The following is a 13373-nucleotide window of genomic DNA, read 5'->3' on the forward strand; positions in this document are numbered from 1 at the left end:
AGCTTTCACGCGGCTGCGGCCTTTCAAGCCGGATATTGCTGTCGATATGGAAGGTTAGATTTTCATACGGCTTACATTCGAAAAGTACAGGCTGTTCTCGTTAGCTCGAATTCGGCAGCGGGTAATGCTTGAGAAGTATAAACGGGATAGACGCAAAACTTTAGCCAGCACGATTTGCCTCAAGCAAATCAGATATCATCCGATTCGGGAACGGTCCGTTCAATATGGGCCATTGTCACACAAGAGCCTATAAGGGCATAGGATACACTATATTCGTGACCGTCGCCCGAAAGGAGCGGTTGTTGCAACAAAACGATCCGGCTGCAGCGTTTTAGAGCTTGCAAACGGAGATCAGCGAATCGTTTCATTATCATTTATTCAGCAAGTCATGTGCATGCGATCGGGTTTTGCTCTGCAATTCCTAAACGATGCGTACAAGGCAGGTTTTGCCCTGCAATCCTTAAGGAGGTTCAACTAATGGAAGCATTTAAAGCGGAATTGGAACAAGCCAATCTTGGCGAAGTTTTGTATAACGTACCGCTCTCGAACTATACAACATGGAAAATCGGCGGTCCCGCTGATATATTAATCCTCCCTCGGAGCAAAGAAGAATTAGTTGCTGCGGTTCGTTTGGTGCAAAAGCATCAGCTGCCCTGGACTAATTTAGGCAGAGGCTCAAACATGCTGGTGAGTGATAAAGGCATTCGCGGCGTTGTGATTAAACCGCACAGAGGGTTAGATTACGTGCGATTTGAAGGATCGCTGGTGATAGCCGGCGCTTCGTATTCATTAATTAAGCTATCAGTCATGGCGGGTAAGGAAGGTCTGACCGGACTTGAGTTCGCGGGGGGAATTCCAGGTACGGTAGGCGGAGCCGTCTATATGAATGCTGGCGCGCATGGATCGGATGTGTCACGTATTTTTAAGTCAGCTGAGATTGTACTGGATACAGGAGAGTTGGTACGCTACGAACGAGATGACATGCATTTTTCTTACCGCCATTCGATTCTGCATGAGCAAAAGGGCATTGTCGTTGAGGCAACACTCGAGCTGGCAGAGAAGGATAAGAAGGAAGTCCTCGCTGTAATGGCCTCTTACAAAGAGAGAAGATTGAGAACGCAGCCGCTGCAGCTTGCAACAGCAGGCAGCGTGTTCCGCAATCCGCCTAATGATCACGCCGCTAGACTTATTCAAGAGGCGGGACTCAAGGGTGAAAGTCTCGGCGGGGCGCAAGTATCGGAGCAGCACGCCAATTTTATCGTAAATACCGGGCAAGCGACAGCTGAAGACGTTCTCGCCCTCATGACTCATATACAAAGCACCGTTCAGGACCGCTTCGGCATCCTGCTGGTGCCGGAAGTATTGGTGGTGGGTGAGCGGTAATTCGGAGGTGATACATTGGACAAATTGGTGATTGAAGGTGGGAAACCTCTCTCAGGAACCATAGTTATCCAAGGAGCGAAAAATGCCGCTTTGCCGATTCTGGCTGCCAGTCTGCTGGCCGATGGCACAACAACGATAGATCACGTGCCTGATTTGCTAGACATCGATGTCATGCTGAACATTTTACGCGAATTAGGATGCCGCGCCGAGCATTCGGGAGGTACAGTCGTGCTGGACACTGAAACTGCACATACATCCCACGTGCCGGAATCGTTAATGAGACAGATGCGCTCTTCTATTTTTCTAATGGGACCTTTGCTGGCTAGGTTTGGAGAAACGCAGGTTTACCAGCCTGGCGGGTGTGCAATTGGCGAAAGAAAGATTGATCTGCATTTAGAGGGTTTAAAGGCGCTTGGCGCAGAGATAGAAGAGCTCGGCAACCGTATTATTTGCCGGGCGGATAAATTGCGGGGCGCCGACATTCATTTAACTTTCCCGAGTGTTGGCGCTACGGAAAACATTATGATGGCCGCTGCTCTGGCAGAAGGCCGAACAACGATCACTAACGCCGCGCGTGAGCCGGAAATTCAAGATTTGCAGCGTTTTCTAAATGCAATGGGCGCGAAGATTATGGGTGCCGGAACCGACACGATAACGATAGATGGGGTACAGTCGCTAACACCATGTCGTTACAAGGTCATTCCCGACCGCATAGTAGCTGGGACGATTATGGTAGCTGCCGCCGCAACACGCGGCCATGTGACGCTCCAAAATACGCAACCCGCTCACTTATCGTCCTTGATTCATGTTCTGCGCCGGGCAGGTGTTCAAATCGTTGTCGACGGTGATATAATTAAAGTTGGCAGTGCTACCAGACCCAAAGCGGTTGAGAGAATTGTAACCTCTCCGTACCCGGCTTTTCCTACCGATTTGCAGTCTCAGGTTATGGTGCTGCTTACGCTTGCTGATGGAGTAAGCGTATTGAAGGAAACGATTTTTGAAGGCAGACTTAAGCATGTGGATGAACTGTCACGTATGGGTGCTGACATTCGCGTTGATATGAACGCCGCATTCATTCGTGGCGTGCCGAGGCTCTATGGAGCTACGGTGGAGGCGACCGACCTACGAGCGGGCGCGGCCCTTGTCATAGCAGGTCTAGCAGCGCAAGGAAAAACGGTCGTTGAGCAAATTCATCACATTGACCGCGGCTATGAGAAAATCGAAACGATGTTGTCTAGGCTTGGTGCGCGCATATCGCGATATTCTCCGGTGCCTAATAACTAATACTATGCGCATGAGCTGCAAGATAGAAACAGCCGGTACGCTATTGATGCTGAGCGAAAGCGAAGGCATGGAAGCTAGCCGGATGTTTTTTGGGGAAAGAAGGGACAAGTTATGAGCTCGCAGATGCCTGTACTGAAGGAACCTAATCGAAAACGAATGGGCAGCCGAAAGCTGTTAACCATACTTATTCTATTGTTTGTTGCTCTTTTGGCGGTATTATTTTTTAATTCCTCTATCAGCAAGGTTTCAGAAATACAAATTGAGGGTACAAGATTTGTTACAAGTGAGGAAATAAGCAAAGCATCCGCGATCTTGGTTGGCGATGCGTTTTTCCGGACTTCATCATCGACGATCAGAGAGAGAGTGCTGACGCTTCCGCAAATAAATGAAGTAAAGGTCACAAAGGTTTTCCCGGGCCTTGTGAAAATTGCAGTGGCGGAGTTTCCGGTGGTGGCATTCGAGCTCTCCAAGCAGGGAGAAATGACAGCGCTCTTGTCTAACGGGACTACCGTTGAAGCGGAAAGCGACGTTATGCAGCTTGTGGACAAGCCCGTGCTCTCCGGCTGGACGGACAATAATCCGGTAAAGGCAGAGTTAACGACGCAGCTTGGCAAAATAACGACGAAGCAGCTCTCCGATCTATCGGAGATTATCCCTTATCCATCATCCGCTTATCCCGATCGCATAAGGATATATACGCGAACGAAATTTGAAGTGATTACGGCCGTCTCCGTTCTTACGGAGAAGATCGAGGCGCTGAATGCTGTAATCGAGACGCAGGAGCCGGGGAAGATTACGATGCTGCTTGCGGATACATATGTTCCTTTTCAGAGCGATAGTCCAGAAAATATGGACGCTGATCAAAAAGAGACTACTCAATAGCTTCAAAGAATGGTAGAATTTTATTTATCGCATTCAAACTCGATGGGGCTGGATAACATTAGGAAATATAGAGTGCCGCAAGGGGCGGGGCTCGACAAAAAGCGAAAATACTACGAAAATTTTGTTGAAAAAAGAGGGAAAATATTAAAAGCGTTGAATAAGTAGGAAGACCTTGAACAAGTGAAATATTAATTTTTATTTGAAACGGAGGTGCCGCAGGATGAGCAGTAACGACATCATCGTCAGTTTGGACATCGGTACATCCAAAGTTCGTGCTATTATTGGTGAAGTAAATAATGGAGCCATTAATATTATTGGAGTTGGATCTGCCGACTCAGAGGGTATTCGCAAAGGAGCAATTGTAGATATTGACCAAACCGTGCAGTCGATCCGCAATGCAATAGAGCATGCAGAGCGCATGGTAGGCATTCAAATATCAGATGTTTACGTAGGAATTCAGGGCAACCATATCGCACTGCAAACCAATCGTGGCGTCGTTGCAGTATCCAACGAGGATCGTGAAATTGGGGAAGAAGATATTGAACGAGTACTGCAAGCAGCTAAGGTAGTAGCGCTCCCGCCAGAGCGTGAAATTATTAATTTAGTACCAAAACAGTATTTGGTTGACGGTTTGGAAGGTATTTCCGACCCACGAGGTATGATCGGAGTGCGTCTCGAGGTTGAGGCGACCATCGTCACGGGGACGAAGACTGCGATACACAACCTGATGCGTTGTGTAGAGAAAGCAGGCCTTCGTATTTCTGGTGTCATTTTGTTATCATTAGCGTCAGGTGTCGTTTCACTGACCAAAGATGAGAAATCAATGGGCACTGTACTTACGGATATTGGAGCAGGCTCATGCACGATCGCCATTTATGACCAAGGCGGACTAGCTGCTACATCGACGCTTCCAATCGGCGGCGAATATGTAACTAACGATATTGCTTATGGCTTGCGTACGCAAAGCGATCAAGCGGAGAAGATTAAACTGAAATACGGATGCGCGAACGTGCTCGACGCGGCCGAAGATGTGAAGTTTAAAGTAACTCGCATGGGGAGCAACGTGGAGAAGGAATTTTCACAGGTTGACCTTGCCAGCATTATCGAACCGCGCATGCAAGAAATTTTCCATCTGGTTCGTCAAGAAGTACGTCGACTCGGCTATGGGGAAAAGGTTAACGGCTACGTCTTAACCGGTGGCTCGGTGTCGATGCCAGGAACGCTCGCTTTGGCCCAGACAGAGCTGGAGTCTTCCGTTAGAATCGCACTGCCTGATTATATCGGAGTAAGAGATCCGGCTTTCAGCAGCGGTGTTGGCATGATCCAATATGTGTCGAAATATATGGGAGCTCGAGGAACAGGAGCAGTGAAGAAAACGGCAAGCCGCAAAGCAAGTCCAGCAGCTTCAACTAAACCCGGTATGTTCGAGCGGATCAAAAGCATGTTTAATGAATTTATTTAAAAATATAAGATAATATAAGATTCACCTCTATACGATGCTTATATTTTACCGCGAAACGTTGCTGCACAGTATCAATGATACTGTCAGCAGTTTACGCTTGACTGGGGGAAAATGAAGATGTTGGAATTCGACTTTGAGCTTGAACAGCTTGCTCAAATTAAAGTAATAGGTGTAGGCGGTGGCGGTAGCAACGCCGTTAACCGCATGATCGAAAATGGTGTTAAAGGCGTCGAATTCATTACGGTGAACACGGACGCACAAGCGCTTCATTTGGCTAAATCCGAGCATAAGCTGCAAATCGGCGACAAGCTGACACGTGGTCTTGGCGCAGGGGCTAACCCAGATGTAGGCAGCAAGGCTGCCGAGGAATCCCGCGAAATCATCATGAACCAGCTTAAAGGCTCGGACATGGTATTCGTTACGGCTGGTATGGGCGGCGGCACAGGAACAGGCGCAGCGCCAGTCATTGCTGAAATTGCCCGTGAATGCGGCGCATTGACAGTTGGGGTTGTGACGCGTCCATTTACTTTTGAAGGACGGAAGCGTTCGGGACAAGCTGAGCTGGGCATCGAAGCTCTCAAAGAAAAAGTAGATACGCTAATCGTTATTCCGAATGACCGTTTGCTTGAAATCGTAGACAAAAAAACGCCGATGCTAGAAGCGTTCCGCGAAGCGGATAATGTACTTCGTCAAGCGGTACAAGGCATCTCCGATCTCATCGCTGTACCTGGTCTGATCAACCTCGACTTTGCAGACGTGAAGACGATCATGACAGAGCGTGGCTCCGCATTGATGGGTATCGGTATCGCAACCGGCGAGAACCGTGCCGCTGAAGCAGCTCGCAAAGCGATTATGAGCCCGCTGCTTGAAACGTCGATTGACGGCGCTCGCGGCGTTATTATGAACATTACAGGCGGAAGCAACCTTTCGCTTTATGAAGTGAATGAGGCGGCTGAAATCGTCATTTCGGCGTCTGATCCGGATGTAAACATGATCTTTGGTGCTATCATCGATGAAGATTTGAAAGACGAGATTAAAGTAACCGTTATTGCTACAGGCTTCGAGCATAAATCGGCTGCAGCTCGCCGTATTCCGCAGCAACAGCCTGAAGCGACGGATACAAGACAAGCAAGCACCGCTAACCCGGTTAAGCCTTTTGGTTCCAACAATACGTCTAGTGACCAACTAGAAATCCCAGCATTCCTTCGTAATCGCCCACGCAGCGATCGCTAGCATTTTATTGCTTCACGCCCTACCAGTTTAACTGGCGGGGCGTTTTTTTTATTTGGCAGGAGAGGGGCGGCAGCGTGTGCGTGCTTACAGGCCGAGCTCGACGTGTGGATAGGCTCGAACGGGAGACGTAAGCGCATAGATGTGCTTACAGAGCCACAGCAGCTCGAGATAGTACTCTATAAGAACCTAGATGTGCTTACAGCTGAGAATAGCTTGTGGGCAGGCTCGAATGGGAGTCGTATGCGCACATGTGTGACAGCTTCAGCGTAACTCGAGATTGAGCGCTTATAGAACCTATGTGTGCTTACAGGCTAAGATTATCGTGCAGGTAAACTCGAATGACAGATCCATAAGCATAAATATGAGCTTACATAGATTCGAGAAACGCCGCTTGCCGTTCGGGGTTTATTTTGTAGCAGCGGATTCTTTTTGTTCCGTTGCCCGCTGGCAGAAGCATTTGTTTTTGTACCATGCTGTGCAGCAATTTTTGAGCATCTCTTTTTTTGACTTTTAAGAGAGCGATGACGTCGGATGGGCGGATAGGATAATCCAAACAGGCTGAATATTTTAATATCTCTAGCTGCAGGAATTCCTCTGCGCCGGATTCATGCTTTTTTCCAATCAAGCTCTTGCCAACAAATTGTTGAAGGAGCTGCTGGCACATGTGCGGCTTATCTTTGATGTCGTCATAGGAGAAGCGCAAAACGGTCCAACCGTCGAGGACCAGGTGGTTTTGGCGCATGAAGGAATCAGAAAACGGCCAACGAGTCATTTCTGTGGAATGTGCGCGGCAGCCATCGAGTTCAATGGCGAGCTGCAAGCCATCTCTTAAATAGGCAAAATCCAAATAGCACGTACCATCACGAAAGCCGGAAACCTCATACTCCGGATACAACCCGTCCAGCTCCTTAAAAGCGGGGTACCAAACCAATTCTACAAATTTCTTCTCAGCATGGCCAAGACCCTGCTCAAGCCTTTGCCTACTTTCCCCCTCGCGTGATTTCAGGTTTACTTCCAGCCAACGGTCGTAATCAGAATGAAACGACATGTATACTCGCCTCCTCCATAAAATAAAAAAACCGCCTACTTCGGGAAAAATCCCGAGGCAAGCGGCGTGCTTCACTGCTTTATTTCTATAATTGGAATCATACTCTATTTCCGAACGCTGAACAAGCAAGATAACCCCGTTCTTTGATTCATCATTTACCGCTGTTCGCAAACCAATCAAAACGACAAAAACAACCATCAGCCATTCGTATTAAAAACAGCCACTTCAAGAGAATTCTCTTCACAGAAGAAGGGCGTTGCAAAGCTCCCAGCAACCAAAGCGTTTCACCATTATATAGCTTTGATTTAAAACCTGCTTTTTGATTCAAGGACGCTTTCCTAACCATTCAAATTGAAAAGTCAAGCAAAATAGCAGGCGGTTTTTATACAGATACTCGACAAAAAAAGATATGTCATGCTGTCATGAATAGACAGACTTTGAAATAGGATTTTAATATACTAGTCTCAATCGTTCTCCCGGGTGCCGGCTGCAGGCCCGTTTACCGCCAATGCAGGAAGGTGACCGAAGTGGCTATTTATGTGGATGTTATGTTTTTGCGAGAGCTGCTTGTTGATGGTGCTATTCTATTAACTTCCGCGTGGGCTCGTCATCTTAAACCACGGCCTTGGCGGGTGTTATTGGCTTCTGCTGTCGGAGCTTGTTATGTCGTTTTAATGCTTTTTCCGCAATTATCCTTTTTATTTACATTAGCCGTAAAAATTGGGATGTCGCTTTTGATGGTGTGGATTGCGTTTGGGTTTGCGTCCATTCAGCATTTTTTGAGAAATGTCGCGGCATTCTATGCGGTTAACTTTGTTGCCGCCGGCGCGGTGCTTGGGCTTTATTATTTGTTCATGCAAGGGTCCGGTGAAGTTTGGAGGACGATTACGTTCGTAAACGGCAGCATGCGCGTGGAGCTCAAGATGGGATTGTTTTATTTAATTGCTGCGTTTTGTATCGGACTGTATATATACCGTACCGTATTGACGCAAAAACGAGAAAGGGAGCTGGTGCAAACTCATTTGGCAGAGGTCAAAATAACGATTGGAGACCGTATTCAAACCTGCGTTGGCTTGATTGACACCGGCAATCAGCTCTATGATCCGTTAACACGGACGCCGGTCATGGTAATGGAAGCTTCATTATGGCAAGATGATTTGCCCGAATCGTGGTTGAATAGCATACGAGATGCACAAGTAGATCGTCTTGTAGCGGGAATGGATGAACAGCCCTTCGTGTGGCAGGATAGGCTTCGTCTCGTTCCATTCAGAGGTGTCAACCGAGGGTCACAGTTCATGCTAGCGATAAAGCCGGATGCGGTTGAGATTACTAGGGAAGGACAAGTATTTGAAACGCGGAAGGTGCTTATCGGGCTTGACGGCGGAAAGCTAACGTCTGATGGGGCATATCGAGCCATTATCCATCCGTCTATGGTACAACAATAAAACCGTATGCTCATACAAACGAGGAGGGATGGGCCTGATGCTCGTCAAGTACAAATTGATCCTTCAGTTATACTATTATCGCATTATGTTTTTATTCGGATTAAAAAGTGAAGAAATTTATTACATCGGTGGTAGTGAAGCGCTTCCACCGCCATTAACACGCGAAGAGGAAGAATATTTGCTGGAAAAGCTGCCTACAGGCGACACGGCTATTCGTGCAATGCTGATTGAACGGAATTTAAGACTCGTCGTGTACATCGCCCGTAAGTTTGAAAATACCGGCATTCATATTGAAGATCTCGTATCGATAGGCGCGATTGGCCTCATTAAGGCGGTAAATACGTTTGATCCGGAAAAAAAGATCAAGCTTGCGACTTATGCCTCGCGCTGTATCGAAAATGAAATATTGATGTACTTGCGCCGCAACAGCAAGACCCGTACGGAAGTATCCTTTGACGAGCCGCTTAACATTGATTGGGATGGCAATGAGCTGCTTTTATCCGATGTGCTCGGCACCGAAAACGATACGATTTATCGGAATATCGAAGAGCAGGTTGACCGCAAGCTGCTTCATAAAGCGCTGGATAAGCTGTCGGAGCGCGAGCGGATTATTATGGAGCTGCGCTTCGGCCTTGCCGATGGCGAGGAGAAAACGCAAAAGGATGTGGCCGATCTTCTTGGCATTTCGCAGTCATATATTTCGCGTTTAGAGAAGCGGATTATAAAAAGGCTTCGAAAAGAATTTAACAAAATGGTGTAAGCCCGCACCCCGCTTGCAGTTGTCGAACGATGTCGCAATAGGAATAAAAAGGCCACCCAAGGAGATAATGTACATTAATGTTTCTCCTTGGGAGGTAATCACGTTGACCCGAAATAAAGTCGAGATCTGTGGAGTGGATACTTCGAAACTGCCTGTCCTAAATAATGTCGAGATGAGAGAATTGTTTACGGCATTGCAAACCCGCAACGAGTGGGCAGCAAGAGAGAAATTAGTAAACGGCAACCTGCGGCTTGTGCTTAGCGTTATACAACGGTTTAACAATAGGGGAGAGTTTGTGGACGACTTATTCCAAGTCGGCTGCATCGGACTTATGAAGGCGATAGATAATTTTGACCTTAGCCAAAATGTCAAATTTTCCACCTATGCCGTACCGATGATTATCGGAGAAATACGCCGTTACTTGCGAGACAACAACCCGATTCGCGTCTCACGAAGCTTGAGGGATATCGCCTATAAGGCACTTCAAGTAAGAGATAGCTTGACGAACAAAAATTCACGCGAACCGACGATTTTTGAAATATCCGAGGCGCTGAATGTTCCGAAGGAAGACGTCGTCTTTGCGCTTGACGCTATCCAAGATCCGGTTTCCTTGTTTGAACCGATCTACCATGACGGCGGAGATCCGATCTATGTCATGGATCAAATTAGCGACGAGCGGAATAAGGATGTCTCGTGGATCGAAGAGATTGCGCTTCGCGAGGCGATGCACAAGCTGAATGATCGAGAAAAAATGATTTTGTCCATGCGTTTTTTTGAAGGAAAAACACAAATGGAGGTCGCCGACGAAATCGGGATCTCGCAGGCGCAAGTGTCACGTTTGGAGAAGTCAGCCATTCAGCAAATGCAAAAGCATGTTAAAACATGAGTTGAAGCTTGAAAAACGGTGCCGCGAGGCATCGTTTTTTTGTGTGCAATCGAATTTAACTAACGATGCTTGCTATCTTTACCCTCATTCGAGCCGCACATGATGGCAAGCAGCTGCCGCACCTTTTGCTCCGCATCCAAAGCCTGGTGCTGCCGGATCAATGTGCATTAAAAAAATATATCCCGATCAAGCTGCTCGTTTTTTTGAGAAGAAGGACATTTTGGGCAAATTGCTCATATAGTTATAGGAGAGGCAAACGGACGATCACTCTACTTGAAAAGTGGTGAACGGAAATGAAAATATCTGATTTTCAGACGAAGGACGTTATTAACATTGTAGATGGGAAGAAGCTCGGACAAATATCCGACTTGGAGCTTGATCTGCGGCAAGGGCGCATCGATTCTATCGTAGTGCCGCAATTTACGAAGTTTCTAGGCATGTTCGGAGGCGGCGGTACGGAGGTTGTCATTCCATGGCGCAACATCGTTAAGATCGGAGCGGACGTTGTGCTTGTCAGAATGGACGACACAAAGCAGCTGCGCGCCGAGGAAGATGATTTGCACGCTCGCTCGTAACACGGTAAACTGTGTCTAGACGAATGGAAGGATTGTACAGCAAGCCTGAGCACAGCGAGCAGCTGGGTTTGCTAACCAAGCCTTTAATTAGAGGTGAGAGATAAATGGATGCTTTTAAACCTATCCAATCAGCGAAGGGGCCTTCGCTTTTTTTGTTGTCCGAATGGAATGCCCGGGATGAGCGGTTGACGGCTGGCTTTACGGGAAGAGATGGCGGCGTTAGCAAAGCGCCTTGGTCGTCTTTCAATATGGGCCTGCATGTGGGAGACCTTGATGAAGCGGTGATAGCGAATCGACAATTGCTGGCTGATGCTGTCGGCTGGCCGTTTGAAGCGTGGACTTGCGCCGAGCAGGTGCATGGCAACCGCGTGCACCAGGTTACCGAGGCAGATAAGGGACGCGGCAGGGCGACTTTAAACGATGTGCTAAAGGATTGCGACGCGATCATGACCGACGTACCGGACGTGCTGCTGGCTTCATTTTATGCAGATTGCGTGCCGCTCTACTTCTACGATGCCGAGCATGATGCGATTGCGCTTGCGCATGCCGGATGGAAGGGGACTGTGCAGCAAATTGCTACGGAGACGGTACAGGCTATGGTGAGTGCTTATGGAACGAACCCGCAATCGCTGCGTGCTGCAATAGGGCCTTCAATTGGAGGCTGCTGCTACGAGGTTGACGGACCGGTTATAAACCAAGTACAGCAGCTACTAGACCGCCTAGGCTTGCAGGGTGAAGAAGCGGAAGCGATGCTGAAGATAGAGGGCAATGGCAAAGCGAACTTAGACTTGAAAGAAATAAACCGACAGATTATGATAAAAGCAGGAATTTTGCCGATACGTATCGAATTAACAGAGTGGTGCACCGGATGCAGGCGGGATTTATTTTTTTCCCATCGCAAAGAAGGTGGCATGACCGGCCGAATGGCCAGTTGGATCGGCATTCGGGAGAGGTGAAGCATAATGACTACTTTACAGGATAGAATTCAGCTCGTTGAGGAGCGCATCCAGAAGGCTTGCGACCGTTCAGGACGAAGCAGGGATGAGATTCAAATCATTGCGGTCACTAAGTATGTGTCCTTGAATACGACAAAGGCTGCATTTGAGCAAGGCTTGCGCCATCTTGGCGAGAACCGCTGGAAAGTCGCCCAGGAGAAATGGGAAGCGATCAGCGGCAACGCCGATCAAGACGCGGACGAGCAGCCCATTTGGCATTTCATCGGTTCATTGCAAACGAATAAAGTGAAAGACGTCATCGGGAAGTTTACATACATGCATTCGTTGGACAGGCTGTCGCTTGCGGAAGCCATCCACAAGCGGGCTTCGCAGCTTGGCATTATTGTTCCTTGCTTCATTCAAGTCAATGTCTCAGGGGAAGATTCCAAGCAAGGCCTTGAACCGGAGCAGCTATTCACATTTGTGGAGCAGCTGGGTGAGTTTCCTTCGATAAAGCCAATTGGACTGATGACGATGGCTCCCTATGAGGCGGAACCCGAGCAAACCAGGTCAGTATTTAGAGCTTTACGAGAGCTACGGGATGAGTTGCAGCAGCGCCCGGAACTTCCAAATACCATCACCCATCTATCAATGGGCATGTCGAATGATTTTGATGTTGCGATTGAAGAAGGAGCGACATGGATTCGCCTTGGTACGATTCTAGTAGGGAAAGAGGAGGAATAAAGGATGAGTGTCATGAACCGTTTTATGAGCTTTCTTGGCTTGCAGGACGAAGAAGAAGTCGTTGAGAGAGAACGGGTCGTTCAGCAGGAAGAACAAGAAGCTGAAACTTCTCCCTTTGAAGCACGTAAAAACACAAAGAGCAATAATGTTGTTAGCATTCACTCGCAGAAAAATGTCAGAGTTGTGCTTAGCGAGCCCCGTTCTTATGATGAAGCACAAGAAATTGCCGACCATTTGCGTTCACGCCGTGCCGTCATCGTTAATTTGCAACGCGTTCGCAATGATCTTGCTGTTCGGATTGTTGATTTCCTAAGCGGTACAGTGTACGCTTTAGGCGGGAGCATCTCTAAGCTAGGCCCCAATATTTTTCTGTGCACGCCGGATTCAGTGGAAATTCAAGGTGCTATTACAGAAATGCTGGCCGAGGAGAACGACTACAATAAAATGAGGTGACCTTGAGTTGTTAAATAGTGTTGAAGGCGCGATTAATACGCTGCAAAGTATTTACAGTTTTATGATCATAGGATATGTGCTTCTGTCATGGCTCCCTAATGCTCGCGAGAGCTTTATCGGTGTGTTTCTTGGCAAGATGGTAGAACCGTATCTCGGAATATTCCGGAGATTTATCCCGCCGATTGGCGGCATGCTTGATCTGTCGCCTATCATAGCACTGTTCGCTTTGCGTTTCGTAGCGTACGGCTTGATTGCAGTAATCGGATTCTTTATTAATTAAAGG

At 47.8% G+C, this 13373-nt stretch carries 15 protein-coding genes; 13 read left to right on the forward strand and 2 right to left on the reverse strand.

From position 1 onward, the window contains the following. The first annotated feature begins 477 nt into the window (after positions 1-477). From murB to ftsZ, 5 genes are all read left to right on the forward strand, one after another. Entirely contained in the window at positions 478-1383 is a 906-nt protein-coding gene (murB, locus tag ADU23_RS20850; RefSeq protein ID WP_053375499.1) for a UDP-N-acetylmuramate dehydrogenase, read from the forward strand. 15 nt (positions 1384-1398) lie between these two features. Continuing rightward, entirely contained in the window at positions 1399-2667 is a 1269-nt protein-coding gene (gene murA / locus ADU23_RS20855; protein WP_053375500.1) for a UDP-N-acetylglucosamine 1-carboxyvinyltransferase, read from the forward strand. 111 nt (positions 2668-2778) lie between these two features. After that, positions 2779-3549 (forward strand): cell division protein FtsQ/DivIB, encoded by a 771-nt coding sequence (locus ADU23_RS20860; RefSeq protein ID WP_053375501.1) that lies wholly within the window; start codon positions 2779-2781, stop codon positions 3547-3549. 220 nt (positions 3550-3769) lie between these two features. Beyond that, entirely contained in the window at positions 3770-5011 is a 1242-nt protein-coding gene (ftsA, locus tag ADU23_RS20865) for a cell division protein FtsA (protein WP_053375502.1), read from the forward strand. Between the two features lie 117 nt (positions 5012-5128). Continuing rightward, a complete protein-coding gene (ftsZ, locus tag ADU23_RS20870; RefSeq protein WP_053375503.1) occupies positions 5129-6244 on the forward strand; it encodes a cell division protein FtsZ in 1116 nt (371 codons plus the stop codon). Positions 6245-6611: 367 nt separating this feature from the next. Here ftsZ and ADU23_RS20875 read toward each other — a convergent pair whose 3' ends face one another. Both ADU23_RS20875 and ADU23_RS32885 read right to left on the reverse strand, forming a co-directional pair. Continuing rightward, a complete protein-coding gene (locus ADU23_RS20875) occupies positions 6612-7292 on the reverse strand; it encodes a hypothetical protein (protein ID WP_053375504.1) in 681 nt (226 codons plus the stop codon). A 151-nt stretch (positions 7293-7443) separates the two neighbouring features. Continuing rightward, positions 7444-7620 carry a hypothetical protein gene (locus tag ADU23_RS32885; protein ID WP_157265892.1) on the reverse strand — a complete coding sequence of 59 codons (177 nt, stop codon included), beginning with the start codon at positions 7618-7620 and terminating at the stop codon, positions 7444-7446. 199 nt (positions 7621-7819) lie between these two features. On the opposite strand from ADU23_RS32885, the gene spoIIGA reads away from it, so the two are divergent. The 8 genes from spoIIGA to ADU23_RS20915 all read left to right on the forward strand — a co-directional run bounded on the left by spoIIGA (position 7820) and on the right by ADU23_RS20915 (position 13370). Further along, on the forward strand, positions 7820-8737 hold the full coding sequence (gene spoIIGA, locus ADU23_RS20880) for a sigma-E processing peptidase SpoIIGA (RefSeq protein WP_053375505.1): 918 nt from the start codon (positions 7820-7822) through the stop codon (positions 8735-8737). Positions 8738-8774: 37 nt separating this feature from the next. After that, positions 8775-9497 (forward strand): RNA polymerase sporulation sigma factor SigE, encoded by a 723-nt coding sequence (sigE, locus tag ADU23_RS20885; RefSeq protein ID WP_053375506.1) that lies wholly within the window; start codon positions 8775-8777, stop codon positions 9495-9497. 103 nt (positions 9498-9600) lie between these two features. After that, the gene (gene sigG / locus ADU23_RS20890) at positions 9601-10383 is read left to right on the forward strand and encodes an RNA polymerase sporulation sigma factor SigG (protein ID WP_053375507.1); all 783 of its coding nucleotides are present in this window, start codon (positions 9601-9603) and stop codon (positions 10381-10383) included. A gap of 293 nt (positions 10384-10676) precedes the next feature. Beyond that, a complete protein-coding gene (locus ADU23_RS20895) occupies positions 10677-10958 on the forward strand; it encodes a YlmC/YmxH family sporulation protein (protein WP_053375508.1) in 282 nt (93 codons plus the stop codon). Positions 10959-11062: 104 nt separating this feature from the next. Beyond that, positions 11063-11914 (forward strand): peptidoglycan editing factor PgeF, encoded by an 852-nt coding sequence (gene pgeF, locus ADU23_RS20900; RefSeq protein WP_053375509.1) that lies wholly within the window; start codon positions 11063-11065, stop codon positions 11912-11914. A gap of 6 nt (positions 11915-11920) precedes the next feature. Continuing rightward, the gene (locus ADU23_RS20905; RefSeq protein ID WP_053375510.1) at positions 11921-12637 is read left to right on the forward strand and encodes a YggS family pyridoxal phosphate-dependent enzyme; all 717 of its coding nucleotides are present in this window, start codon (positions 11921-11923) and stop codon (positions 12635-12637) included. A 3-nt stretch (positions 12638-12640) separates the two neighbouring features. Beyond that, the gene (locus tag ADU23_RS20910; RefSeq protein ID WP_053375511.1) at positions 12641-13090 is read left to right on the forward strand and encodes a cell division protein SepF; all 450 of its coding nucleotides are present in this window, start codon (positions 12641-12643) and stop codon (positions 13088-13090) included. A 7-nt stretch (positions 13091-13097) separates the two neighbouring features. Further along, positions 13098-13370, forward strand: a complete 273-nt coding sequence (locus ADU23_RS20915) for a YggT family protein (protein WP_082197932.1) — start codon at positions 13098-13100, stop codon at positions 13368-13370. The last annotated feature ends 3 nt before the right edge of the window (positions 13371-13373 follow it).

Origin of the sequence: Paenibacillus sp. FJAT-27812, from assembly GCF_001273905.1 — a bacterium.
Lineage (GTDB): Bacteria > Bacillota > Bacilli > Paenibacillales > Paenibacillaceae > Pristimantibacillus.